Genomic DNA, 24,796 nt, shown 5'->3' on the forward strand with positions numbered 1-24,796 from the left:
CATGCTAGCATGGGGGGCGTGAACGACCTCGTCCTCAAGGCGGCCCGGGGGCAGGCCACCCCCAGGCCCCCCGTCTGGTTCATGCGCCAGGCGGGCCGCTACCAAAGGTCCTACCGGGCGCTCCGGGAGCGCTACACCCTGCCGGAAATCGTGCGCCAGCCCGAACTCGCCGCCCAGGTGACCCTAAGCCCGGTGGAGGAGCTTGGGGTGGACGCCGCCATCCTCTTCGCCGACATCACCACCCCCCTTTACGGCATGGGGGTGGACCTGGACCTGGTGGAGGGCAAGGGCCCGGTGATCCACCGCCCCATCCGGGATGCGAGGGGGGTGGAGGCGCTCCTGCCCCTAGAGCCCGAAAGCGCCGTGCCCTATGTCCTGGAAACCATCCGCATCCTAAAGCGGGCCCTTAAGGTGCCCCTCATCGGCTTTGCCGGAGGGCCCTTTACCCTGGCGAGCTACCTCGTGGAGGGGGGGCCAAGCCGCCACTTCCTCCAGGTGAAGGCCTTCATGTACGGGGACGAGGCGCTTTGGCACCGCCTCATGGAGAAGCTCACCGAGGCCATGGCCCGCTACCTGAGGGCCCAGGCGGAGGCGGGAGCAGACCTCCTCCAGGTCTTTGACTCCTGGGTGGGGGCCTTGAGCCCGGCCGACTACCGCCGCTACGTGAAGCCCCACATGGCCAGGCTCTTCCAAGCCCTAAGGCCCCTGGGGGTGCCGGCCATCCACTTCGGGGTGGGGACCATGGGGCTCCTGGCGGAGATGCGGGAGGCGGGAGGGGATGTCCTGGGCCTGGACCACCATACCCCCCTCCCCTGGGCCCGGGAGGTCCTGGGGGAAACGCCCGTGCAGGGCAACCTGGACCCGGCCCTCCTCTTCGCCCCCAAGGAGGTCCTGAAGCGCGAGGTCCTCCGCATCCTGGAGGAGAACGCCGGGCGGCCCGGGCACATCTTCAACCTGGGCCACGGCATCCTGCCCAAGACCCCAGAGGAGAACGTGCGCTACGTGGTAGAACTCGTGAAGGAGGTGGCGGCGTGAACGTACTCCTGATGGCCTACGGCACCCCCTACGCCCCCGAGGAGATTGAGCCCTACTACACGGATATCCGCCGGGGCAAAAGGCCTTCCGAGGAACTCCTGAAGGAACTCGCCGAGCGCTACGAGCAAATCGGCAAAAGCCCCCTGAACGAGATCACCCTGGTCCAGGCCCTGAGGCTCCAGGCCCTTTTGAACCTCGAGGCCCCTCCCCTTCCCAAGCGCCTCCTGGGCCCCTTCCCGCCCCGCGCCCCCCAGGGGCCGGCCCGGGTCTACGTGGGCACCAAGCACTGGCACCCCACCATCGGCGAGGCGGTGGCCGCCATGCACGAGGACGGGGTGCGCCGGGCGGTGGCCATCGTGGCGGCTCCCCACTACTCCCTAAGGAGCGTGGCGGAGTACAAGGAGAAGGTGGAGGCGGCCCTGAAAGCCCTTCCCGAGCCCATCCACTTCGTCTGGGTGGAAAGCTACGAGGCCCACCCCGGCCTCATCGCCGCCTACGCCAGGCGGCTGGAGGAGGCCATCTGGCGGCTTAAGGACCCCAAGCGGGCGGCCTACGTCTTCACCGCCCACTCCATCCCCGTGGCGGCGGTGGAGCGGGGGGACCCTTACCCGCGCCAGGTGGAGAAGACGGCGGAACTTGTAGCCAAAAGGCTCTCCCTGCCCCGCTTCCAGGTGGCCTACCAGTCGGCGGGGCGTACCCCCGAGCCCTGGCTTGGGCCGGACATCAACGAGCTTTTGCGGCAACTCAGGGAAGAGGGCTACACCGAGGTGGTGGTGCAGGCGGTGGGCTTCCCCGCCGACCACCTGGAGGTCTTTTACGACCTGGACCTCGAGGCCCAGGCCACGGCAGAAGCGGTGGGCCTCAGGCTCCTCCGGGCCCGAAGCCTCAACGCCGATCTAGACTACATCCAGGTCCTTAAGGACCTGGTGGAGGCGGCGTGGCTCAGGTAGCCATCGTGGGTGGGGGCTGGGCCGGGCTCGCCGCCGCCCTCGCCCTGAAGGAAGCAGGGGCCGACTTCCTCCTCCTGGAGGCCAGTCCCCGGCTTGGGGGCAAGGTCTTCACCCACCGGGGGGAAGGGTTTTTGGTGGAAGGGGGGCCCGACGCCAGCGTGCGCTACAAGCGGGAGGTCCTGGCCTTGGCCGAGGCCCTGGGCCTGGAACCCATGGGCACCCTCCCCGCCAAGCCCTCCGCCTACATCCTGCGCAAGGGAAAACCCCATCCCCTCCCCGAGGGGCTATTGCAGGTGGTGCCGGGGGACCTGAAGGCCCTGGCCAAGACGCCCCTCCTCTCCCTTTCCGGGAAGCTTCGCGCCCTCTACGACCTCTTTCTCCCTCGAGGGGGCGGGGAGGACGAAAGCCTAAAGGCCTTCGTGGAAAGGCGGCTCGGCCCGGAGGTCTTCCAGGCCCTGGTGGCCCCCTTGGCCGGGGGGATTTACGGGGGCGAGCCCGAGGAGCTCTCCATGCGGGCCGCCTTCCCCGCCCTCTTGGAGCTAGAGCGGAAACACCGGAGCCTCCTCCTCGGGGCCATGCGCTCCCGGAAAGGGCGGGGAAGCCGCGAAGGGGGAAGCCTCTTCTTCTCCTTCGCCGAGGGCCTTTCCGCCCTCACCCGGAGGATGGCGGAAAGGGTGGCGGACCACGTCCTCCTCGCCACCCCAGTCCTCCTCCTAGAGCCTTTAGGCAACCGCTTCCGCCTCCACACCCCAAGGGGGGCCCTCGAGGCCGAGGCGGTGATCCTCGCCACCCCAGCCCCCACGGCCGCCAACCTCCTAAGGCCCTTCCTCCCCGGGGCCACGGCCCTCCTCAAGGGCATTCCCCACACCCCGGCGGCCACGGTGAGCCTGGCCTTTAAGGAGGAACTCCCCGTAAGCGGGCACGGCCTCCTCATCGCCAAAGGGGAAGGCTACCAGGCCCGGGGCTTCACCTGGACCCACCGCAAGTGGCCGGGAAGGGCCCCCGAGGGGTGGAGCCTGGTGCGGGCCTACTTCTCCGGGGAGGCGGCGAGGCTTTCCGAAGGGGAGCTCGCCCGCCTCGCCCTGGCGGAGCTTCGCCGGTACCTGGGCCGGGAGGTGCGCCCGGAGCGCACCTTCGTCTTCCGCTTCCCCGAGGGCATGCCCGCCTACCGCGTGGGGCACCAGGAGCGGATAGCCCGCCTGGAGATGGTCCTTCTCCAGGCCCCGGGGCTCTTCCTGGCCGGGAACTACCTTTCGGGGGTGGGCCTTCCCGAGGTGGTGCGCTCGGGGGAAAAAGCGGCCGCCAGGGCCCTCGCCCACCTCTCCCTGACCCCCCCTGGCGAAAAGGAAACCCCCCGGTTAGGATAATCCCAACATGCGTCTCCCCTATCCCGCCATCGCCCTGGGGGCACTTCTCCTTGGGCTCTTGGCCGGGGTCTTGGGGTATAGCGACCCCTATGTCCTTCCCTGGTTCATGATCTTCACCGCCACCCTGGCCAGCGCCCGGGGGCTTGGGGTGGGCCTGGGGGCGGCCTTCCTCTCCACCCTTCTCCTCCTTCTCTTTCCCGGCTTTGAGCTGGTGGCGGCGGCCCTTCTTCTTCTCTCCGCCCTCCTCGCCCACCAGGTGGGCGAAAGCCTCCGCCTGGCCCACCGCCAGGCCAAGCACCTGGCCCGGGTGCAAAGGCTTTTGGCCGAGGCCCTCGAGGCCCTCCCCCAGGCCGAGGACCGGGAAACCCTCTTGCGCACCTTCCCCGAAAGGCTCGCCGCCCTAGGGGAAGGGGGGCACATCGGGGTCTGGGTCCCGGTGCGGGAGGGCTTCCGCCTCCTAGCCAGCGAGCCCCCCCTCGCCCTGGACACCATCCCCGCTACCGGGGTGGTGGGACGGGCCTTCAGGGAAGGGAAGCCCATCCACGTGCCCGACGTGCGCCAAGAACCCGCCTACATCAGCGCACCCGGCCACCAGGCCCTGGCCGAGCTGGCCCTTCCCCTCCTGGAACGGGGGGAGGTGGTGGCGGTCCTCAACGTGGAACGCAACCGCCCCTTCAGCGGGGAGGAGGTGGAAGGCCTTACCCGCTTCGCCCAGGCGGTGAGCCTCCAGCTTTCCCGCCTGGCGGACATGGAGGAGCGGAGGCTCCTCGCCGAACTCGCCCAGAGGATGCAAAGCGCCGCCACCCCCGAGGAGGCGGCCCAAAAGGCGCTAGGCCTCCTCCTGGAGGTCCTCAGGTTGGAAAGCGGGACCCTGTGGGAAGCTAGGGGAAGCCGCCTGGTCGCCCTGGCCTACCAAGGGGTGAAGGAACCTAGCCTCCTCCAGGTGATTGCCGAAGGCCTCCCCTATGGGGTGGGCCTCGCTTGGCAGGTCTACGAATCCCATAGCCCCTTCTTCACCGCCCGCTACGCCGAGGAAAGCCGGACCGTTCCCGCCCTCAGAAACCTGGGTTGGCGCACCTTCGCCGCCTTGCCCATCCCCTCCCCGGGAAGCCCCCGGGCCCGGCGGGTCTTGGTGGTGGGGCAGAGGGAGGAAAGGCTTTGGCGCAAGGCGGAAGAGGAGCTTCTCCTCTCCGCCTGCCGGGCCGTGGGCCTTGGCTTGGAAGGCCTTACGGAAAAGCGCCGGCACCAGGCGGTGAACCAGCTTTTCCTGGAACTAGTGGAAAGGCCCCTGGAAGAGCTTTACCAAGCCATTCTGGAAGAGGCCATCCGCCAGGTCCCGGGCTCGGAAGCGGGGAGCCTTTTGGTGCTGGAAGGCGGGGAATACCGCTTCCAGGCGGTGGTGGGCTACGACCTGGAGGGGCTCAAGGCGGTGCGCTTCAGCCCTGAGGGCATGCTCTTTTGGTACGGCCGGGGGGAGGAAGAGGCCCGCCGGGGAGAGCCCCGGATCATGAGCGTGGAGGACCGCCCCATCCCCGAGATCAGCCACCAGACCGCTCCCCCGGAGGTTATTGACACCACCGGCCGGGCCAAGGAGATCCAGGCCAACCTCTGCCTCCCCGTGCCCTACAAGGGCGAGGTGCTTGCCTACCTGAACCTGGACAACCACCACGACCCCCGGGCCTTCGGGGAGGACTCCCTCCAGGTGGCGCGCTTCTTCGCCGCCCCCCTGGCCACCCTCCTCCACGAGCACCGGACCCGGCGCCTCCTGGAAGAAGCCGCCCTCACCGACCCCCTCACGGGCCTCCTCAACCGCCGGGCCTTTGACCGCTACTTCCTGGAGGAGCTCAAGCGGGCAGAGCGCTACGGCTACCCCCTATCCCTGGCCATCTTGGACCTCAAGGGTTTCAAACCCGTGAACGACCGCCTGGGCCACGCCACGGGGGACCTCGCCCTCATGAAGGTGGCGGAGGTCCTGCAGCGGGAACGCCGCAACGGCGACCGCATCTTCCGCTGGGGCGGGGACGAGTTTGCCGTCCTCTTCCCCCACACCCCCAAGAAGGGGGCCATCGCCGCCGCCTACCGCTACGCCCAGGCCATAGAAAGACTTTGCTTTGGCGAGATCTGCCTGGGGGTGAACATCGGGGTGGCCACCTACCCCGAGGACGGCACCACGCCCGATGAACTCTTAAGCGCCGCCGACACCCGCATGTACCAGGCCAAGGCCCTGGGCCAGGCGGTGGTGGCCTGAAGCCGTTGCAAAAGCTCCCCAAAGGCGTAAAATGGGCTCGGTCCGAGCATGCGCCTTCTTGGGGGAAGCCTAACCCAACTTCTCCTCCCCCTCCTTCGGAAGGGGTTGCCAGGGCTTCCCGAAAGCCTAAAGAACGTGGCCCAGCTCCTTAAGGCCCACCGGGCCTACCTCTTCCGCTTGGAGGAGCGGCAAGGGATCTGGTACGCCAGCCAGCTAGCGGAGTGGGCCAAAGAAGACGTAGAACCCCAGATCCAGAACCCCGCTTTGCAAAACCTGCCCATGGTGGAGTCCGGCTACGGGCGCTGGCTAGCGCGCTTTTTGGCTGACCGAAGCGTGGGCGGCCCCGTGGCCACCTTCCCCGAGAAGGAAAGGCCCCTCCTCGAGGCCCAGGCCATCCAAAGCCTCCTGGTGGTGCCCATCTTTGTGGAGGGAAGGCTTTGGGGGTTTTTAGGGGTGGACGACTGCGCCCGGGAAAGGGCCTTCACCCGAGAAGAGGAGGCTACCCTTCGGGCCCTAGCCGGGGTTTTGGCCCAGACCCTGGAGCTTTGGGAGCGCACCCGTTGGCTCCAGCTCTTGGTGGAGCTATCCCCCTTTTACCTGGCCCGGTTCTCCCCAGAGGGGAGGTTGCTGTACGCCAACCCCGCCTTAAAGGGCGCTTTTCCCCAAGGGCTTTCCCTGCCCTTAAGCGAAGCCTTGGCCCAACCTGGCCGCCCCTTTACCCACCTTTCCCGAAAGGAGCGGGTGGTGGAGTGGACCCTCCTTGGGGTACCGGGGCCGGGCAAGGAGGCGCTGGAGGTGCTGGCCCTAGGGGTGGACGTGACGGAAAGGGAGGAGGCCCAGGCGCGGGAAGCCCGCTGGAACGCCTTCCGGCGGAACCTGCTCCGCGTTTACGAAACCCTCATGGCCGAGAGCCTTTCCGACTCCATCTTCGGCCTCATCCTGGACGCCGCCTTGGACACCATCCCCAGCGCCCAGGCGGGTAGCGTCACCGTGCTCATGGAAGACGGCTGTTACCACTTCGTGGCCGCCCAGGGCTACGACCTCGAGGCCCTCCGCCAGGTCTGCCTCCGTCCCGAAGAACCCCTCTCCCTCACGGGCCACCGGGAAGCCCAGGTCTTCACCTGGCAGGACCTCATGCGCTTCAACGCCCGCCTGGACCCCCAAAGGCGCCGGGTCATGGAGGAAGCGGGCCGGGTGCGGGACATCAAGGCCATCCTCTCCGTACCCGTCTTCTTGGCCGGGGAGCGCAAGGCTTTCTTGTATCTGGACAACTTTGAAAGCGCCGACGCCTTTACCCCCCTGGACCTGGAGCTCGCCCAGGCCTTCGCTAGCCAGCTTGGGCTTCTCCTGCGGCGGCTGGAGCTGGAAGGGGCGCTCCAGCACCTGGCCTACCACGACCCCCTCACGGGCCTTCCCAACCGCCTGTTCTTCCTGGAAAAGCTGGCCCAAGCCCTACAGGAAGAACCCGAGTCCTTGGCCCTCCTCTACCTGGACCTGGACGGGCTCAAGCTGGTGAACGACCTGGACGGCCACGCCGCCGGGGATGAAGCCCTCCGGGTGGTGGCCGCCCGCTTACGGGCCACCTTGCGCCCCCGGGACCTGGTGGCCCGGCAAGGAGGGGACGAGTTTCTGGTCCTCCTAACCCACCTGAAAAACCCCGAGGAGGCGGTGGCCGTGGCGGAAAGGCTTTTAGAGGTGGTGCGCCTGCCCATTCCCTTGCGGGAGCGGGTCTACCACCTCACCACCTCCATTGGCCTGGCCCTGGGGGAAAGGGGCCTCGGCCCCGGGGAGCTTTTGCAACGGGCGGACCTGGCCCTTTACCGGGCCAAGGGGGAAGGAAAGGACCGCCTGGCCTTTTTTGAGTCCCACCTCCAGGAAGCCCTGCGGCGGGAGATGCACCTTTTGGAAGCCCTGAGGCATGACCTGGAGCGGGAAAAGGGCCTTTGGCTCGCCTACCAGCCCATCGTGGACCTGAAGACAGGTAAACCCGTGGCCCTGGAGGCCCTTCTGCGCTGGCGCCTCGCCTCGCCCGGGGAGTTCATTCCCCTAGCGGAGCGCCACCGGCTCATGGCCTCTTTGGGCCAGTTCGTCCTGCGGCGGGCCTGCCAGGAGCAACCCCGCCATGGCCTGCCCGTTCACGTGAACGTGAGCCCCCATGAGCTTTTGGACCCCCATTACCCCGCCCACGTGGCCCAGATCCTAGAGGAAACGGGTTGCGCCCCGGAGAATCTGGTCCTGGAGGTCACGGAGTCCACCCTAATCCCCGACGAACGGGGCCGGGAGGCCACGGGGAGCCTGCAGATCCTAAGGCGGCTTGGGGTAAGGGTCTTTTTGGACGACTTCGGAAGCGGCCACTCCAGCCTGGAGCGCCTGGCCCAGCTCCCCGTGGACGGGCTCAAGCTGGGCCAGGCCTTCACCCAGGCCCTGGGAAGTCCCCCTGATCCCCAAAGCCCCGCCGCCCGGGTGGTGGCCGCCGTCTTGGCGTTGGCCAAGACCTTGGGGCTCCAAGCCGTGGCCGAAGGCGTGGAGGACGAGCACGTGCTGGCCTACCTGAAGGCCCTGGGCTTTCGCTTAGGTCAGGGGTATCTCCTGGGAAAGCCCACGCCCTTATACTCAGAGGAAGAGTGAGGCTTAGCGAGCCTTGGAAAATCACTTTCGCCTATATCTTCCTCTCCTTGGCCTGGGTTTTGGGAAGCGACCGGCTCCTCCTTGCCCTCAACCCTTCCCCAGAAACCCTTACCCTTTGGCAAAGCGCCAAGGGCGTGGTCTTTGTCTTCCTCTCTGGCGGGCTCATCCTCCTCCTGACCCGAGGCCTGGAGAACCTGTGGCGGAGGAGTGTCCGGTCCTTGGAGGCCTGGGAGCGCCGCTTCCGCGCCATGGTGGAGCATAGCCGCGAGCTCATCTACCTCCTGGATGCCAAGGGGTACATCCGCTACGCCTCCCCCAACGTGGAACAGGTACTGAACTATGACCCCCTGGGCTACACCCGCCAGGACCTCTTCGTCCTAGACTTCGTCCACCCGGAGGACCGCCCCTATGCCGAGGCGGCCTTGGAAGACCTCCTCCGCCACCCAGGGGAGGTGCGGGAGTACCGGTTCCGTATCCTGGACGGCTGGGGCAGGGTGCGGACGGTGCAGGTCTGGGGGAAAAACCTCTTGGGAGACCCCGCTATTGAAGGTATCGTCCTCAACATCCAGGACGAGACCGAGCTGGAGGAGGAGCGGGCCAGGCTCAAAGGCATCTTGGAAGCTCTTCCGGGGGAGGTGTACCAGGCCCGGGTGGCCGAAGGCCAAGACCCCGCCTACGCCCCCCTGCTCTACGCCGCCCCTCGCCAGGCGGAAACCCTCCTGGGCTACCCCGCCCAGAGGCTTTTGGAAGACCCCGCCTTCTACTTCACCCAGGTCCACCCCGAGGACCGAACCCCCCTGATGGACACCGTGCGCCGAGCGGTGGCCGAACCCGGGGTGGTGCAGGTCTGCACCTACCGCTTCTGGCACGGGGGGCAACAAGCCTGGGTCTGGCTCCGGGATACCCTGGTCTTTGACCGGGCAACCCGCCTCCTCACGGGCTACACCTACGACGTGAGCCAGGAGGTGGCCCAGGAGGAGCGCTTCCGCCTCCTCTTCCAGGCCCACCCCCTGCCCATGTGGGTATACGACCGGGAAACCTACCGTTTCCTGGAGGTGAACGAGGCGGCGGTGCGGAAGTACGGCTACGCCCGGGAGGAGTTTCTCTCCATGACCATCCTGCACATCCGTCCAGAAGGAGAGCGCCCCCGGCTCCTAGAAGACCTCAAGCGCCCTCGGGAACCCTACCAGGTTTCCGGTCCCTGGACCCACCGCCTGAAGGACGGGCGGGAGATCCAGGTGGAAATCCACTCCCACACCCTGGAGTACGCTGGCCGCCCGGCGGTCCTGGTGGTGGCCGTGGACGTCACGGAAAAGCTGAAGGCCGAAGCCACCCAAAGGCTTTTGCAGAAGGCCCTCGAGGCCGCCCACGAGGCCGTGGTCCTCACGGATAAGGACGGGCGCATCACCTGGGTCAACCCCGCCTTCACCCGCCTCACCGGCTACACCCCCGAGGAGGCCCTGGGCCAGAACCCCCGCATCCTCAAGTCGGGCCGCCATCCCCGGGAGTTCTACCAACACCTGTGGGCCACCATCCTAGCGGGCCAGGTGTGGGAGGGGGAACTCATCAACCGCCGTAAGGACGGGACCCTCTACACCGAGCACATGACCATCACTCCGGTCCTGGAGGAAGGCCAGGTGGCCCACTTCATCGCCTTCAAGCGGGACGTCACCGAAGAGAAGGCCAAGGAGCAAGCCCTGCGCGAGTCCGAGGCCCTTTTCCGCACCCTAGCCGAGACCGCCCCCGCCCTCATCCTCCTCTGGCAACTGGAAAACCCCGAGGACCCGGGAAGCGCCCGCCTCGCCTTCGCCAACCCGATGGCCACGGAAATCACCGGCTATTCCCAGGAGGAATTGGCCGCCCGGCCCATCTGGGAGTTCGTCCACCCCGCCGACCGGGAGATGGTGCAAAAGCGGGGCCTGGCCCGCCTAAGGGGGGAAACGCCCCCGGGACGCTACGCCTTCCGCATCCTGACCCGAGGGGGAGAGGTGCGCTGGCTAGACTACTCCGCCGCCCGGGTGGAAATCGGGGGCAGGCCCGCCATTCTGGGCGTGGGCTTGGACATCACCGAGGCTAAGGAGAAGGAGCTGGCCCTGGAGGCCTTCGCCCGGGTAAGCCTCGCCCTGCGCAAAAGCGAAAACCTCAAGGAGATGATGGAAAGCGCTCTGGACGCCGCCTTGGCCACCCTGGAAGCCCCCGTGGGGAGCATTCTCCTCTACGACCAGGACACGGGCCGCCTGGAGGAGGCGGCAAGCCGGGGGTGGCTGAGCGCCATCCCCACGCCGCCCACCCTTGCGAGGGAGGGCATGGTGGCCCGGGCCTTCCAGGGGGAAGTGGTGGTGAGCCAGGACCTGAAAAACGATCCTCGGGTGCGGCCAGAAGCCAGGCCCTTGGTACCGGAGGGCTTTAGCGGGGTGGTGGTACCCATCCTGGCAGGGACGGAACCCGTGGGCGCCCTAACCCTGGCCTGGCCCCACCCCCGCACCCCCACCCCGGCGGAGGTGGAGCGAGCCCAGCTTATGGCCGAGGCCATGGGCAACGCCGTGCGGCGCGCCAGCCTGCGTAGAAAACTGGCCCAAAGGGTAGAGCATCTGGAGGCCCTCCGGGCCATTGACCAGGCCATCGCCGCCTCCTTGGACCTCACCCCCACCCTGCAGGTCTTTTTGAACCAGGTGATGCGCCTCCCCCTGGATGCCGCCGCCTTCTTCCTGTATCGCCCCCGGGAACGGACGCTGGAACTCGTAGAGCTTCGGGGCTTCCTTACCCCCAAACGGCTCTGGTCCAAAACCACCCTTTTGGGCCAGGGCCACGTGGGGCGGGCCGCCTTGCGGGGCCAGCCGGTGCACGTGGGCGACCTAGCCCTAGACCCCGGGGCCCTTCCCGACCTTACCCTTAAAGAGGGGTTTGTATCCGAGCGGGTCTATCCCCTTTTTGCCAAGGGTAGGCTTCTGGGGGCGCTGGCCGTCTTCACCCGCAAACCCTGGGACCTCTCTCCAGAGCAAGAAGAGTTCTTGGAGGCTTTGGTGGGCCAAGGGGCTGTGGCGCTGGACAACGCCCTCACCTTTCAAGAGCTCCAAAGAAGCCAGCGGGAGCTGGAAGCCGCCTACGACCTCACCCTCTGGGGCTGGGCTAAAGCGGTGGAACTGCGCGACCAGGAAACCGCCGGCCACACGGAACGGGTCACGGAACTCACCCTACGCCTCGCCCGCGCCCTAGGGGTGCCCGAGGAGGACCTGGACGACCTGAGGCGGGGTGCCATCCTGCACGATGTGGGCAAGATCGCCATCCCCGACGCCATCCTCCTGAAACCAGGCCCCCTCACGGAGGAGGAGTGGCAGGAGATGCGGAAACACCCGGTCTACGCCTACGAGTGGCTTTCCGGCATCCCCTTCCTCAAGAAGGCCCTGGAGATCCCCTACGCCCACCACGAGCGCTGGGACGGCTCCGGGTATCCCCGGGGGCTAAAGGGCTCGGAGATTCCCCTTTCCGCCCGCATCTTCGCCGTGGTAGACGTGTACGACGCCTTAACCTCCGACCGGCCGTACCGCAAGGCTTGGCCCCGGGAAAAGGCCTTGGCCTACCTGCAGGAACAAGCGGGCAAGCAGTTTGACCCCGAAGTGGTGGCAGCCTTCCTCCGGCTCATGGCGGAGGAAGGCCCCGAGTCCACCCCCTAGTCCCAGCCCAAAAGCCGCCGGGCCTCGGGGGAAAGCCTGGCCGGGGTCCAGGGGGGGTCAAAGGTGAGCTCCACCGCCACCTCTTCCACCCCGGGCAGGAAGGACAAGGCCCGCCGCACCGCTTCCCCCAGGCTGTCGTGCAAGGGGCAACCCGGGGTAGTGAGGGTCATGCGCACCAAGGCCCGGGGAGGCTCCACCTTAAGCTCGTAGATGAGCCCGAGATTGACCACATCCAGGCCCAGCTCGGGATCGTAGACCGCTTTGAGCAGGTTCCATGCCTGTTCTTCCAGCGTCATCGCCGCATCACCTCCCAAAGGGCGAAGGCGTGCACCGCCGCCCCAAGGGCCAGGGCCCACCCCGCCCAGGGGAAGAGGGGAAAGGCCAAGGCCCCAAGCCCCCAAAGCCCCCCCGCCAGGTACCCAAGCCCCTCTGGGAGCATGTCCTTGAGGAGAGGTACCCGTTCCTTCCCCGCCCTGGGAGCGTAGCGGTGGGTCCAGACCAAAAAGGGAAGGATTTTGTAGAGCATCCCGCTCACCACGAGCCCCACAAACCCCAGGGCGAACCACCAAACGGCCCAGAGGGGCCTAGCGGGAAGGGCCATCAGGGCCAGGCCCAGGAAACCAAGCCCCGCCAGGTAGTGCCGCACCCCGATGTCCAGGTTCCGCTTTGCCCGGTGGCGAAGGATCCGGTAGGTATCGTAAAGAGCAAGGCCATAGGCGAGGAGGAGGAGAACATACCCAAGCCTCTCCCCCAAAGTAAGCCCCCCAAGCCCCAGGTTGGCCACCCAGAGGAGAAGCCCCAAGACCCCCTCGTCCACCCCGTGGGTGAGGGTGAACATGGAAAGGAGCTTGTACCCTACCCCCAGGATGGAAAGGAGGAAAACCCCGCCGAGCCCGGCGAGGAGGTGCCAAGCCAAGCGCTCGGGGTCGTAGAACCCGAAGCGGAGGGCAAGGGCCTGGACCAAGCCCAAGAGGGGGGTTAGGACCAGGTAGAAGACCACCCAGGCGAGGGCGGTGGCCACCCGGTTCCAGCGGGGGGCGAGGCGGAAGGTCCGGTAGGCATGGTAGGCAAAGAGGAGGAGGGCGCAAAGGGCCAACCCCCCGCCCAGGGGGACGAGGACTGGCAGCCAGGCAAAGCCCAGGGCCAAGAGCGCTACCCCCAAGGCCCAAAGGGCCATCACCGGGTAGCCGAGGCCGGGGCGGTAGAGGGGGGCTTCCAGCACTACGGGCAAAAGCTGGTGCATGGCCCCGAGGAGCACCCCTACCCCAAAGCCCAAGAGGTAGAGGTGGGCCCCCGCCAGACCCACGGGGTGCCGGGGCACGAGGAACGCCTCCGGGTGGAGGACCCAAAGCCAAGCCCCCCAAAGGAGAAAGGCTTCCCCCAGGAAGATAAACCCGGCGGGAACAGCCAAGGGGATAACCCGGGTGTGGGCGGTCGCCACCATGCCCTAATCCTCAGGGCCCCACGCAGGCTTCGCCATAACCTAGGTCATGGCTAGCGCCCGGGGGGAAGCAGGGTGAGGGTATCTCCCTCGGCCAAGAGGGTGGCCAGGCCCTTTAGGTAGCGCACGTCCCGGCCGTTTAAGAGGACGGCGAAACGGGGGCGGAGGCGCCAAAGGGTTTTGGGCTCCAACCAAAGCCCCACCGCCTCCTCGGCAAAGAGGGGCTCTAGGGAAACGTCCCTTAGGGCGGGGAAGGCGGTATACACCTTGCGCAAGGCCTCCTCCACGCTACCCGCCCGCAGGGAAAGGGGCTTGGGCAAGGCGGGGTAGGCCAGGCCTAGGGCCTGGAAGCGGACGGAAACCCCTCCTTCCCGTAGGGCCAGGGCGGCGTCAAAGCCTTTGCGCATCACCTCCTCTTGGGCGGAGAGGTAGACGAGCCACGGGCGGACGTCCCCCACCCTTTCCGCCACGTACCGCCCCACCTGGGCGAAGGAAAGGCCCACGTACTCCGGGGGGATGTAGGCCCCCTTGGGCCCCAGGCCCCCGTGCCAAAGCCCGGCCCGGTAGACCTCCCGGGCGAACTCCGCCGAAGTGTCCACCCCCAGGGTGCGCGCCAACCAGGCGGCGAAAAAAGCCCGCCTAAGGTAAAGCTCCCCCTCGGGCACCCGTCCTTCCCAGCCTAAGGCCCTGGCCGTGCCGGGGTGGCGGCTTAGGTGCTCGTAAACCTCGGCCACGAAGCGGGAAGCCCCCTCCAGAAGCCGCTCCGTATCCAGGCGCATGCCCCGCTTGGCCTCCTCGGTAAGCCCCCCAAAGGCCAAGAGGTCCTGGAAAACCTCCTCGGGCAAGGGGGGTAGCTCTAGCGCAAGGGTTTCCACCCCCACCTCTACCGGCTTCACGCCTTCCTCCTTTCCCGCTCCTCGCGCATTTTCCTCAGCATATCCGCCGTCACCACCCGCTTGCCCATGGCGTGGGCGAATACCAAGGTGGCGAGAAGCTGCAAGGCCCCCCCAAGGGCAAGCCAGGGGCGAAGCCCCTCGTGGCCCATAAGGTAGAGGGGCTCCAAGGCAAGCCGCAGGAGGAGCCCGGCGTTGAGGAGGGAAAAGGTCAGGGCCTCGAGGGCCTCCTGCCGAAGCCCGCCAGGCCTGGGCATCATCCAGTAAGCCACGCCCATGACCATCTGCAAGAAAAACCCCACGAGGCCTGCGTGCACGTGGCTTGGACGAAAGGGGCCCACCAGGGAAGGAAAAAGGTAAAAGAGGCTTCCCAGGAGGGCGGTGTACACCAGGTACAAAAGAGCCGCCCGCACGAAGAGGAAGTGCCAAAAACCCATTACCCTCCCTTGCGGATGAGGAGCTTCACCTGGCCCGGACCCAGGTCCTTTAGGGCGTAGGCGTGCCCTTCCTCCTCCAAACGGGCGAGGAGATGGATGGGGCGGCGCACGTGGTGGACCAATAGCTTCTCCCCCGGCCTCAAGGAGGCCAGCGCCTCCAAAACCCGCACCATCGGCAGGGGAGGCTCGAGGTTCTCCTCAACGACCACCTCCGCCTGGTAGTCTTCCCAATCCTCCTCGGCGAGGGAGCGCAACGGGGGGGCTTGCTGACTCTCCCCCACGCTTTCCCGGTAGAAGTGGGCGCGGAAGTGGTTCTCCCCTAGCTTTTCGCACCAGGCGGCAAAGCCCTGCTTACCCAACACCCGGTAAAGGGGCACGGGCTCAAAAAGAACCTCCAGCACGAGCCTCTTTCCGGGACCCACCTCCTTAGCGGCGGCCATGATGTGGGCAAACGGTTCCCCACCCCTTTCCAGGATGGGGCGCACGTCCAGGTGAAAGCCCACGGGGGCATCCAGCCAGGGAGGGGGCGGGGTAAGAAGGAGGCTTTCCTCCAAGGAGGAAGGCGGTGGGGCCTCCGAGGCCACCCCCAAGGCCTGGTTGAGCCGCGCCACCAGCTCCTCAGGAGCGAGCCCGGCCACCCTGGCTGCCTGGGCCACGGTGACCAGGTTGGACATGGTCCGGCGCAGGAGAGGGTTCTTCAGCTTCTGGAAAGCAGGGCTAGCCTCCAAAAAGACCTCCAGGAGCCCAGGCCAGCGCTTTAGGACCTCCGCCACCTTCATCTCCGGCCGGACCATACCGCCTCCTACTGCCGGGTGATCCGAACCCGCCACACCTCCGGCCCGGCCTCGAGGTACTCCCAGGCGAAAGCCCCGGGCCGCTCCGCCTGGAACTGGTAGTAAAGGGGCCTGGGGTCGTGGTCGTTGACCAAAACGAAGCTCTGCCCCGGCTTCAAGCTGTCAAAGACGCCAAAAATCCGTGGGTGCCGCTCTCTTGGGGGTATGGTGCGAACGTCCAGCTCCATAGCGCCCTCAGTTTCCCCGGGCCAGTCCCCCTTTCGCCATGACCTGGGTCAAAGGGAAAAGCCCCCGCCAAAGGCGGGGGCCACCAGCCAGGCCTGGATTCAACAGGGCTTCTCCGCCCCCTTACGGGCATAGTAGTACCAGTTCAGGAAGAGGTTCAGAGCGTAGAAGACCATGAGGCCGTAGAAAAAGGCGGTAAAGCCCCCCGTGGCCTTTTGGGTGTAAGCGGCTAGTGTGGAGAAGATAAAGGGCCCGTAAGCGCCGATGGCCGCCGTCCAGCCGATCACCCCACCCGCCTGCCTGGGGGGGAAGATCATGGGCATCTGCTTAAAGGTGCTGGCGTTGCCCACCCCGCTAAAGAAGAAGACCAGGAGCATGGCCAGCACAAAGAAAGGGAATTGTTCCAAGGACGTAGGGCGGGTGAAGAGGGTAACCAGGAGGGCCGAAAGGAAGATGCCCATGGCGGCCACCTGGGTCACGATGGCCCCGCCGAAGCGGTCCGTAACGGGCCCGGCCATCACCCGGGCCAAGGAACCCACCAGGGGCCCAAGGAAGGCATAGCGCAAGGGATCGGGGGCGCCATCAAACTTCCCGTAGACCTCCCGGATGAGCAGGGGGAAGATGGCGGAAAAGCCCGAGAAGGAACCGAAGGTCATGATGTAGAGGCTGGTCATGATCCAGGTGTGCTTATCCCGGAAAATGTCCAGCTGCTCGCGGAAGTTGGCCCGCACTGGGACGCTCCGCAAAAAGGTCCAGGCAAGCCAGGCTCCCACCAGCACAAAGGGAATCCAAACAAACGTGGCGTTTTGCAACCAGATGGGCTGGCTGACGCCAGGCTTAGGGGTAAAGGTCTGGGAACTCCCCAGCAGGGAACTGGAGAGGGCAAAGCCGATGACCCAAGGGGTTACGAACTGCACCACGGAAACCCCAAAGTTGCCGATCCCCGCCTGCAAGCCCAAGGCCGTTCCCTGTAGGCGTTTGGGGAAGAAGTAGCTGGTGGAGGGCATGAAGCCGGAAAAGTTCCCTCCGCCCACGCCGGCCAAAAAGGCGAGCAGGAGGAGAACCCAGTAGGGAGTATTCGGGTTCTGAACGGCGAAGCCCCAGCCCAATAACGGCACAAGGAGGAGCAAGGTGGAAAACGTCACGAGATGCCGGGTGCCCAGGATAGGCGGTAGGAAGGTCCAAACGATGCGCAACGTCCCTCCCGCCAACCCCGGCATGGCGGTGAGCCAGAAAAGCTGGGTCGTGTCCAAGGGGAAGCCGGACTTGGGCAGGCGCACCACCAGGGCGCTCACCACGTACCAGGTGATGAAAGAGAGGGTGAGGTTGAAGGTGGTGATCCAAAGGGTGCGCCAGGCCAAGGCAGGGTCCCAGCGCTTGGGATCCTCGGGATCCCACTCTTTGAGCCAGGTGCCTTTGAGGGTCTTGATCATGGCCGGTCTCCTTTGAGTTCAAAATCGTGCTTGAGGTGCTTGGCCTCCTCTTGGAGAAGTTTGATCACCGTGAGGTGCATCCAAAGGAAGGCGAGGGCGGTGAGGACGAAGAGCACGAAGAAGGTCATCTGGGGAAGTCCTGTCCAAGCCTGGGCGTAGGCGAAAAGAGGCGGGAGGAAGAAACCCCCCAAAGCCCCAAGCATCCCCACCAATCCCCCCACCGCTCCCACGTCCTGAGGGAAGTAGGTGGGGATGTGCTTGTAGACCGCCGCCTTACCGATGCCCATCCCCACCCCGATGAGGAAGACCAGAAGGGTGAACAGCCAGACGTTCATGGTAAAGCGCATAACCTCCTTGGTCCCCCCTTGGTGTAGAGGACGATGTGCCCTTCGGGCATCATGAGGATGCCCGAGGCGAGGAGGATGATGCCGAAGGTCCAGTACATGACCCGCCGGGCCCCAAGCCGGTCGGAGAAGTAGCCACCCACGGGGCGGAGGAGACTCGCTGGGAAGATGAAAAGGGCGGTGAGGAGCGCGGCTTCGTGCAACGGTAGACCGAAGACATCCACGTAGTACTTGGGGAGCCAAGCGGACAACGCCACGTAAGCGCCGAAGACCACCACGTAGTAGAGGCTGAAGCGCCAGACCCGCACGTACCTGAGAGGCCTAAGCATCTCCAAGAAAGGCCTTCCCTGCCCTGGGCGCTTGTCTTGCCGGGGGGTGCCGAACCACAGCGCCAGGCCCATGAGGATCAGAAGGATGCTGTAGAGGAAGGGGATGAAGCGCCAACCCCCAGGGATGAGCCCCCCCAGATACCCGGCAGGCGGGATACTGGCGATGAGGGCAGGGCCGATGAACTTGGTGAGGCTGGCCCCCACGTTCCCCGCCCCGAAGACCCCTAGAGCGAACCCCTGTTGCTCCTTGGGGAACCAAGCGGAGTTCCAAGCGATACCCACACTGAAGCTGTTCCCGGCAAAGCCCACCAAGAAGGCGTAGAGAAGTAGCTCCTCGTAGCTTCCGGCGCGGGACACCAGGTAGGCGGGGATGGCGGTGAAGAAGAGCATCAGGGTGAAGACCAGCCGTCCCCCGTAGCGGTCAGCAAAGATGCCCGCCAAGAGACGCCACAAGGAACCATTCAGAATGGCCACCGCTGAGAGCCAGGAAAGCTGCACATCCGTGAGGCCAAACTCCTTACGGATGGGCACGCCCAGCACCCCGAACATCAGCCAGACGGCGAACATCAGGGTGAAGGCCAAGGTGGAAAGCCAAAGGACGCGGAGCCGCTCCGGCTTTTCCCTTTCCAGTTGCGCAGGGTCATGGACCATGGTTCACCTCGCCAGCTTCCTAACCCAGATCACGATCTGCCAGGGCCGCACCAGGTACCCCAGGGGAACCGTGACGATGTGCACGAGCCGAGAGAAGGGGAAGACAGCGAGCAGGAGCCAGAAGTTGAACACGTGGAGCTTGGTCCAAAAGGGTAGGTCCAGAACGAGTTCGGACCTAGGCTGAAGGGTGAAGACGGACCACAGGTAAGGGGTCATCACCGCAGGGAACCAGTAGCTCCCGTAGCGGTAAAGGAGGGCGGTGAGGACCCCAGTGAGGGCGGAGAGGAAGACCAGAACCAAGACGAGATAGTCCATGGCGGTGGAGGCCGCCCGCACCCGGGCCACGGCGATCCGGCGGGTGAGGAGGACGTACGTGCCCACAAGGGCCCACAGGCCTAGGCCAAGTCCGGTGATCTCCAAGAGGTAAAGCCGCAAGGGGACAGCGTTCCAAAGGAGAAGCCCTTTGGGAAGCAAGAGGGCCAGAAGATGGCCTAAGAGGACGATGACCAACCCCCAGTGCATGGCGGTGGAGCCGAAGAAGAGGCGTTTTTGCTCCAGAAGCTGGCTGGACTGGGCGGAAACGGAAAAGGGCCGGTAGACCATGCGGTAGGCGGTAACCGCCACCGCTAAGGTGAGGGCGATGTAGGGAAAAACGCCGAAAAGGAGGGTGTTCCAGCTCATCCTTCACCTCCCCGTCAAGACCCCTTGCAAGGCCTCCCGGACAGCCTCGAGGACCAGAAGGTAGGGGTTTTTGGCGTCCAGGGTCCGCAGGGTGCGTTCCATCTCCGAAAGCGCCTTGGGCAGGATTTCCAAAAGCTCAGGCAAGGGAGCCTGGCAGCGGGCCAAATAGCGGAGGACATTCGCCAGGTGGTCGGGAAGCTCGCTCCCCGGGTCAAGGCCGAGCTCCCGATAAGCCCGCACCAAAGCCGCCAAAAGCTCGCCCCGATGGTAGCTTTCCCCGTAAGCGGCGTAGCCCACATAGGGAGCGGTGGTGGGGGTAAGGTCCAGGGTCCGGGTGTAGAGCTCCTCCCACTCGCCCAAGGAAAGATCCTCCACCTGTCGCAAGAAGCGCTCCAACCGTTGCTTGGCTGGACCCCTGGGGCACTCAATCCACCGGCGCCAAAGCTCCTCCAGCCGCCCCGGCACCGGGTAGTCCAACGCCAGGGCCAGGGTTTCCAACAGGGTGGGGTTCAGCATGCTTCCCTCCTACTCCCCCCGCACGGGCGGCTGGATGTAGCCAAAGCCCACCTCGCCCTTGGCGGCCAGGGGGTCGTTCCACACCTCGGCGGCCATCTCCCGGTGGTAAGGGGGCAGAACGAACCGCTCCTCCAAGGTGGGCAAGGTGGTGAGGCGGTAGATGGCCTCGGCCTCCTCTAGGGAAAGCCCCGCATCCGCCAAAACCTTCAGGGCCTTTTCCGTGGGGCGGCCCTCGAGGCTCTCCTGCCGCTTCAGGATGCGCACCGCCAGCATCTTTTTGAGGATGGGAAGGATGAGGGCCTCGTTCCCAGCGGCGAAGAGGTTCGCCAGGTACTTCACGGGCATGCGGGCCTTTTCCAAACCGGCGTAAAGTTCAAAGTCCAGGTCGGTTTCGGGCAGGTCCAGCCGCACCAGGCCCCCGTTACCCTGGCTCGCCCGCAGGGCCTTCTCCACCGTGGCCACCACCGGGGAGAGGGGGGGAACGTAGAACATCATGGCCAGGGTGCGGTACTCGGGGTGGAGGGGCAAAGCGAGCCCCCATACCTTGACGAACTTGTAGATGGGCGAATTCTGGGCCGCCTTGATCCAGCCTTCGTCTATCCCTTCGTCCCGTGCGGCGGCGATAACCTCGGGGTCAAAGGGATCCAGGATGAGGGAGAGTTGAGAGGCCACCAGGTCCTCGTCCGGCACCATGGCCGCCTCGGGGATGCGGTCGGCATCGTAAAGCAAGACCCCCATGTAGCGGATCCGCCCCACGCAGGAGTGGGCGCAGGCCGGGGCCTGGCCGGTTTCCAGCCGGGGAAAGCAAAGGATGCACTTCTCGCTCTTGCCCGTGGCCCAGTTGTAGTAGACCTTCTTGTAGGGGCAAGCGGCCACGCACATCCGCCAGGCCTTGCACTTGTTCTCGTTGACCAGGACCACGCCGTCCTCGGCCCGCTTGTAGATAGCTCCGCTGGGGCAAGCGGCCACGCAGGCGGGGTTCAGGCAGTGGTTGCAGATCCGGGGCAGGTACTGGAAGACCACCCCCTCAATCTCCTGAAGCTGCGCCCGTACCTCGGGGTCTAGGGCCTTTAGGTTGGGGTCGTTTTGGGCGTAGAGAGGGCTTCCCCCCAGGTCGTCGTCCCAGTTGGGCCCCGCCTCCGGGGTCATGGGCTCTCCGGTGATCATGGACACGGGGATGGCCGTGGGCTGGTACTCGCTTTCAGGAGCGGTGAAAAGGTCGGAATAGCGGAAGGTGTAGGGTTCGTAGTAGTCGTCCAAGGAAGGCAGGGCGGGGTTGAAGAAGAGGCGGAAAAGGCCCTGGGCGCGGGAGTGGAGCCTAAGGTCCAGATGGCCGTCCTTGTACGCCCACCCCCCCTTGAAGCGCTCCTGGTCCTCCCAGCCCGTGGGGTAGCCAGCCCCAGGCCGCGTTTCCACGTTGTTCCACCACATGTACTCCGCGCCCTTGCGGTCGGTCCAAAGGTTTTTGCAGGCGATGGAGCAGGTGTGGCAGCCGATGCACTTGTCCAGGTGGAAGAGCATGGACATGTGGGCTCTAACCTTCATGGGCTTCCTCCTTTACCACTCCGGGGGCTTCTCCAGCTTGCGCACGAAGACCCAGGTGTCCCGGTTTACCCCCACAGGCCCCCAGTAGTTGAAGGCATAGGTGAACTGAGCGTAGCCGCCCGACATCAGCACGGGCTTGAGGCGGGCGCGGGTGATGGAGTTGTTCATCCCCGCCCGTTGGCCCCTCAGCGGGCTCTTGGGAATGCCCACCGTGCGCTCCGTGGCGTGGTAGACGAAGACCGTGCCCCGGGGAATGCGGGCGGAAACGATGGCCCGCTGGACGAAAACGCCGTTGTCGTTGAAAAGCTCCACCCAGTCGTTGTCCTGGATGCCGAGCTCGGCAGCGTCCTTATCGTTGAGCCAGATGGGGTAACCGCCCCGGGAAAGCGTCATCATGCGGTGGTTCTCGGAATAGGTGGAGTGGATGGACCACTTGCCGTGGGGGGTGATGTAGTTCATGAGCTTGCCTTGAGCCTCTTTGGCGCTTCTTTCCGTTTCCTGGAGCATGTGAACCTCGGGGCGAGGCTTGTAGGTGGGCAGGTGTTCGCCCCAGGCCAGGTAGTTGGGGTGGTCCAGGTAGAAGTGCTGCCGCCCCGTGAGGGTGCGCCAAGGCACCATCCGTTCCACGTTCAGCGTGTAGGGGCTATAGGCCCGGCCGTGGTTGAGGATGGCGCTCCAGGTGGGCGTGGTGAGCTGGCGCCGGGGCTGGGCCACGAGGTCCTTGAAGGAGATGCGCACGTGGCGGTTGCCCTCCGCCAGATCGGTGAGCCTCACCCCGGTCTTCTTCTCTTCGTCCAAGAAAGCGCGGTAGGCGAGCTCGCCGTTGGAAACGGGGTCCAGGAAGAGGATGGCCTCCGCCACCTGGCGGGGCTCCTCGAGGCTGGGCCGCTTCTCCCCTTGGTAAAGCCGGGGTTGGCGCTCGGCAAGCTCCTTGTAGAAGTCCTCCACGGGGATGGAAAGCCCGTGCATCCCCACCCCGTTCTTCTCCACGGCAGGACCGAGGGTCACCATCTTCTCGTAGAGCTGGGTGTAGTCGCGCTCCACCACCCGGAACTTGGGCATGGTTTTCCCGGGGATGGGTTCCACCTCACCCCGCTTCCAGTCCCGGTCCTCAGGCTGGGCCAGCTCGTCGGGGGTGTCGTGCTGCAAGGGGATCATGACGATGTCCTTTACGGGCTTGGGCAGGTGGACCTTGGACAACTCGGAGACCTTTTTGGCGATGGCCTTGAAAATCTCCCAGTCGGGCTTGGACTCCCAGGAAGGGGGCACGGCGGCCTGCAGGGGGTTGATGAAGGTATGGAGGTCGGTGGTGTTCAGGTCGTCCTTCTCGTACCAGGTGGCGGCGGGGAGAACGAGATCGGAATAAAGGGCGCTGGTGTCCATGCGGAAGTTGAGGTCCACCACCAGGTCCAGCTTTCCCTCGGGGGCAGGTTTGCGGTACACCACCTCCGCCACGTGCCCTTCCGCCACCTCCTCGGCGATGGCGTTGGTGTGGGTACCTAGGTAGTGTTTCAGGAAGAACTCGTGCCCCTTGGCGCTGGTGCCGATGGCGTTCCCCCGCCAGATGAACCAGACCCTCGGCCAGTTCTCCGGGGCATCCGGGTCTTCCACGGCGAACTTAAGCTCACCCCGCTTCAGGGCTTCCACCACGTACTGGACCACCTCCGCCTCGGTTTTGGCCCCTTTGGCCTCCGCCTCCTTCACCACCTCCAAGGGGTTCTTGTTGAACTGCGGGAAGAAGGGAAGCCACCCCTTGCGCACGGCCCGCACCTGGTGGTCTACGGTGTGGTCGGCAAGCCCTTGGGCCGTCTTGTCGTAGGCGGAGAAGCCCCGTTCGTAGCGCCACTGGTCCGAGTGGACGTAGTGGAAGCTCGGCGTGTTCTGTTGCCGAGGGGGGTAACCCCAGTCGGTGGCGAAGGCGATGGGGCCCCAGCTGGCCTGGTTGGCGAGCTTCTCCTGACCCACGTAGTGGGCGAGGCCGCCCCCGTTCACGCCCACGCTCCCCGTGAGCATGAGGGCCACGATCCCAGCGCGGTACATGAGGTTGTTGTGGTACCAATGGTTGATGCCCGCGCCGATGATGATGAGGTTCTTCCCCTGGGTCTTGAGGCCATTTTCCCCCCAGGCCCGGGCGTACCGGAGGAGGGTTTCCCGGTGGATCCCCGTCCATTTCTCCTGCCAAGCCGGGGTGTAGGGCAGGTCGTCCTCGTAGCTTTGCGGGTAGTCCCCGGGCAAACCCCGGCCCACCCCGAACTGGGCCATGAGCAGGTCAAAGACCGTGGCCACCGCCACCTTTTCCCCTTCCTTGGTGGTGAGGTACTTTACGGGAACCCCGCGCTTGAGCTTGCGGTCAGAGGCGAAATCGTCCAGCTCCACCAGGACCACCGCATCCTCCACCCCCAGGAGGCTCAAGCGGGGGTTAAGGGGTTCGCCGGTTTTGGGGTCTTCCAGCTTCAGGTTCCACTGGCCTTTTTCCTTCTGCCAGCGAAAACCCAAGGTCCCACCGGGCATCCGGGCACCCTTGGCCTCGTCATAGACGAGAAGCTTGAAGTCGCCGTTTTCCTCCTCGGCGTAGGCCGAAAGGCGGTTCGCCCGGAGGTAGCGCCCGGGGCGGCCGTCCTTGATCTCCACCAGGAAGGGGCTATCCGTGTAGCGCTTTAGGTAGTCTTGGAAGTAGGGCACCTCCTTATCGGCGTAGAACTCCTTTAGAAGGACGTGGTTCACCGCCATCCAGAAGGCACCGTCCTGACCGGGGTTTATGGGAATCCACCAGTCGGCGTACTTGGAAACCTGGGAGAAGTCGGGGCTGAAAACGGTGAGCTTAGCCCCGGCGTGCCGCACCTCAGCGATGAAGTGGGTGTCCGGGGTACGGGTCATGTTGAGGTTGGAGCCCATGACGGCGATGAAGCGGGCGTTATACCAGTCGGCGGACTCGTGGACGTCCGTCTGCTCCCCCCAGATCTCCGGCGAGGCGTTGGGCAGGTCGCAGTACCAGTCGTAAAAGCTCATGGGTACGCCGCCCAAAAGGGAGAGGAAACGGCTTCCGGCGGCGTAGGAAATCTGGCTCATGGCGGGGATGGGGGAAAACCCGATGACCCGGTCAGGCCCGTAACGCTTCACCGTGGAAACCACTGCGGCGGCGATGAGTTCCAGCGCCTCGTCCCAGGTCACCCGGCGGAAACCCCCCTTGCCCCTCGCCTTTTGGTAGCGCTTGCGCCGGTGGGGGTCGTTCTGGATGGCTTCCCAGGCAGCCACGGGGTCTGGGTGCTTGGCCTTAGCCTCCCGCCAGAGGTCCAAAAGGGCCCCGCGGGCGTAGGGGTACTTCACCCGGATAGGGCTGTACTGGTACCAGCTAAAGCTGATGCCCCGCTGGCACCCCCGGGGCTCGTAGGGGGGGAGGCCCGCCTCGAGGCTCGGGTAGTCCGTGGCCTGGAGTTCCCAGGTGACGATGCCGTCCTTGACGAAAACTTCCCAGGAGCAAGAGCCGGTGCAGTTCACCCCATGGGTGGTGCGCACCCTTTTGTCGTGCTGGAAGCGGTTGCGGTAAAACTCCTCCCACTTCCTTTCCGCCGGGTTTTCCACTTCCTTAATCCAGTCTTTCATGC

17 protein-coding genes and 1 pseudogene are annotated in these 24,796 nt (G+C 65.6%); 6 read left to right on the plus strand and 12 right to left on the minus strand.

The genetic code is table 11. The features are described from left to right. The first annotated feature begins 9 nt into the window (after positions 1-9). The 6 genes from hemE to A0O31_RS01965 are packed head-to-tail and all read left to right on the plus strand — an operon-like array spanning position 10 to position 11,902. The gene (gene hemE, locus A0O31_RS01940) at positions 10-1,035 is read left to right on the plus strand and encodes a uroporphyrinogen decarboxylase (RefSeq protein WP_071677893.1); all 1,026 of its coding nucleotides are present in this window, start codon (positions 10-12) and stop codon (positions 1,033-1,035) included. Then, on the plus strand, positions 1,032-1,985 hold the full coding sequence (gene hemH / locus A0O31_RS01945; protein WP_071676443.1) for a ferrochelatase: 954 nt from the start codon (positions 1,032-1,034) through the stop codon (positions 1,983-1,985). Before hemE ends, hemH begins: the two co-directional genes overlap by 4 nt. Then, a complete protein-coding gene (hemG, locus tag A0O31_RS01950) occupies positions 1,973-3,352 on the plus strand; it encodes a protoporphyrinogen oxidase (protein WP_071676444.1) in 1,380 nt (459 codons plus the stop codon). Before hemH ends, hemG begins: the two co-directional genes overlap by 13 nt. A gap of 7 nt (positions 3,353-3,359) precedes the next feature. Beyond that, entirely contained in the window at positions 3,360-5,600 is a 2,241-nt protein-coding gene (locus tag A0O31_RS01955) for a diguanylate cyclase (protein WP_071676445.1), read from the plus strand. Between the two features lie 48 nt (positions 5,601-5,648). Then, on the plus strand, positions 5,649-8,228 hold the full coding sequence (locus A0O31_RS13425; RefSeq protein ID WP_071676446.1) for a bifunctional diguanylate cyclase/phosphodiesterase: 2,580 nt from the start codon (positions 5,649-5,651) through the stop codon (positions 8,226-8,228). Then, the gene (locus A0O31_RS01965; RefSeq protein ID WP_071676447.1) at positions 8,225-11,902 is read left to right on the plus strand and encodes a PAS domain S-box protein; all 3,678 of its coding nucleotides are present in this window, start codon (positions 8,225-8,227) and stop codon (positions 11,900-11,902) included. Before A0O31_RS13425 ends, A0O31_RS01965 begins: the two co-directional genes overlap by 4 nt. Here A0O31_RS01965 and A0O31_RS01970 read toward each other — a convergent pair. The 12 genes and pseudogenes from A0O31_RS01970 to A0O31_RS02025 form a co-directional block, all read right to left on the minus strand. Further along, the gene (locus A0O31_RS01970) at positions 11,899-12,198 is read right to left on the minus strand and encodes a metal-sulfur cluster assembly factor (RefSeq protein ID WP_071676448.1); all 300 of its coding nucleotides are present in this window, start codon (positions 12,196-12,198) and stop codon (positions 11,899-11,901) included. The genes A0O31_RS01965 and A0O31_RS01970 overlap by 4 nt on opposite strands. Continuing rightward, positions 12,195-13,346 (minus strand): hypothetical protein, encoded by a 1,152-nt coding sequence (locus tag A0O31_RS01975; RefSeq protein WP_071676449.1) that lies wholly within the window; start codon positions 13,344-13,346, stop codon positions 12,195-12,197. The genes A0O31_RS01970 and A0O31_RS01975 overlap by 4 nt, the downstream gene beginning before the upstream one ends. Positions 13,347-13,396: 50 nt before the next feature. Then, on the minus strand, positions 13,397-14,239 hold the full coding sequence (locus tag A0O31_RS01980; protein WP_071676450.1) for a protoglobin domain-containing protein: 843 nt from the start codon (positions 14,237-14,239) through the stop codon (positions 13,397-13,399). Beyond that, positions 14,236-14,673, minus strand: a complete 438-nt coding sequence (locus A0O31_RS01985; protein WP_071676451.1) for a hypothetical protein — start codon at positions 14,671-14,673, stop codon at positions 14,236-14,238. The genes A0O31_RS01980 and A0O31_RS01985 overlap by 4 nt, the downstream gene beginning before the upstream one ends. After that, positions 14,673-15,467: a DUF2249 domain-containing protein gene (locus A0O31_RS01990; protein WP_071676452.1), complete on the minus strand. Its 795-nt coding sequence runs from the start codon at positions 15,465-15,467 to the stop codon at positions 14,673-14,675. Before A0O31_RS01990 ends, A0O31_RS01985 begins: the two co-directional genes overlap by 1 nt. An 8-nt stretch (positions 15,468-15,475) precedes the next feature. Further along, complete coding sequence (locus A0O31_RS01995) at positions 15,476-15,694, minus strand: DUF2249 domain-containing protein (RefSeq protein WP_071676453.1); 219 nt, start codon at positions 15,692-15,694, stop codon at positions 15,476-15,478. 99 nt (positions 15,695-15,793) lie between these two features. Next, entirely contained in the window at positions 15,794-17,125 is a 1,332-nt protein-coding gene (locus A0O31_RS02000; RefSeq protein WP_071676454.1) for an MFS transporter, read from the minus strand. Beyond that, positions 17,122-18,449: pseudogene (locus tag A0O31_RS02005) on the minus strand (MFS transporter). The gene A0O31_RS02000 and the pseudogene A0O31_RS02005 overlap by 4 nt, the downstream one beginning before the upstream one ends. A gap of 3 nt (positions 18,450-18,452) precedes the next feature. Further along, entirely contained in the window at positions 18,453-19,130 is a 678-nt protein-coding gene (gene narI, locus A0O31_RS02010) for a respiratory nitrate reductase subunit gamma (protein ID WP_071676455.1), read from the minus strand. Positions 19,131-19,133: 3 nt separating this feature from the next. Further along, entirely contained in the window at positions 19,134-19,646 is a 513-nt protein-coding gene (locus tag A0O31_RS02015; protein WP_071676456.1) for a nitrate reductase molybdenum cofactor assembly chaperone, read from the minus strand. A 9-nt stretch (positions 19,647-19,655) separates the two neighbouring features. After that, a complete protein-coding gene (narH, locus tag A0O31_RS02020) occupies positions 19,656-21,191 on the minus strand; it encodes a nitrate reductase subunit beta (protein ID WP_071676457.1) in 1,536 nt (511 codons plus the stop codon). Positions 21,192-21,203: 12 nt separating this feature from the next. Continuing rightward, positions 21,204-24,794, minus strand: coding sequence for a nitrate reductase subunit alpha (locus A0O31_RS02025; RefSeq protein ID WP_071676458.1), 3,591 nt, complete (start codon positions 24,792-24,794; stop codon positions 21,204-21,206). Positions 24,795-24,796 lie beyond the last annotated feature (2 nt).

This window comes from Thermus brockianus, assembly GCF_001880325.1.
In the GTDB taxonomy this organism is placed as follows: Bacteria; Deinococcota; Deinococci; order Deinococcales; family Thermaceae; genus Thermus; species Thermus brockianus.